The sequence below is a fragment of the Pseudomonas sp. DCB_AW genome (assembly GCF_026240895.1).
Lineage (GTDB): Bacteria > Pseudomonadota > Gammaproteobacteria > Pseudomonadales > Pseudomonadaceae > Aquipseudomonas > Aquipseudomonas kermanshahensis.
In genome coordinates, this window is the sequence record NZ_JAPFCE010000155.1 from 1 (window position 1) to 871 (window position 871).

At 52.7% G+C, this 871-nt stretch carries 1 protein-coding gene and 1 pseudogene; both read right to left on the reverse strand.

Translation table 11 applies throughout. The annotated features are described in order from the left end of the window. Nucleotides 1-8 precede the first annotated feature (8 nt). Nucleotides 9-200: pseudogene (locus OO306_RS28025) on the reverse strand (IS4 family transposase); the annotation flags it as partial. 47 nt (nucleotides 201-247) lie between these two features. Continuing rightward, nucleotides 248-871 (reverse strand): type II toxin-antitoxin system toxin CcdB (ccdB, locus tag OO306_RS28455; RefSeq protein ID WP_369124846.1); only part of this gene is annotated, 624 nt, incomplete at its 5' end.

Below are 871 nucleotides of genomic sequence, written 5' to 3' on the forward strand. Positions count from 1 at the left end.
CAACCTTACCAGAGGGCGCCCCAGCTGGCAATTCCGGTTCGCTTGCTGTCCATAAAACCGCCCAGTCTAGCTATCGCCATGTAAGCCCACTGCAAGCTACCTGCTTTCTCTTTGCGCTTGCGTTTTCCCTTGTCCAGATAGCCCAGTAGCTGACATTCATCCGGGGTCAGCACCGTTTCTGCGGACTGGCTTTCTACGTGAAAAGGATCTAGGTGAAGATCCTTTTTGATAATCTCATGCCTGACATTTATATTCCCCAGAACATCAGGTTAATGGCGTTTTTGATGTCATTTTCGCGGTGGCTGAGATCAGCCACTTCTTCCCCGATAACGGAGACCGGCACACTGGCCATATCGGTGGTCATCATGCGCCAGCTTTCATCCCCGAGATGCACCACCGGGTAAAGTTCACGGGAGACTTTATCTGACAGCAGACGTGCACTGGCCAGGGGGATCACCATCCGTCGCCCCGGCGTGTCAATAATATCACTCTGTACATCCACAAACAGACGATAACGGCTCTCTCTTTTATAGGTGTAAACCTTAAACTGCCGTACGTATAGGCTGCGCAACTGTTGGGAAGGGCGATCGGTGCGGGCCTCTTCGCTATTACGCCAGCTGGCGAAAGGGGGATGTGCTGCAAGGCGATTAAGTTGGGTAACGCCAGGGTTTTCCCAGTCACGACGTTGTAAAACGACGGCCAGTGAATTGTAATACGACTCACTATAGGGCGAATTGGGCCCTCTAGATGCATGCTCGAGCGGCCGCCAGTGTGATGGATATCTGCAGAATTCGCCCTTGGCCGCGACCGGAGTACTGGTCGACCTCCGAAGTTGGAGCAAAAGCAGGGTGACAAAAACATAATGGATCCA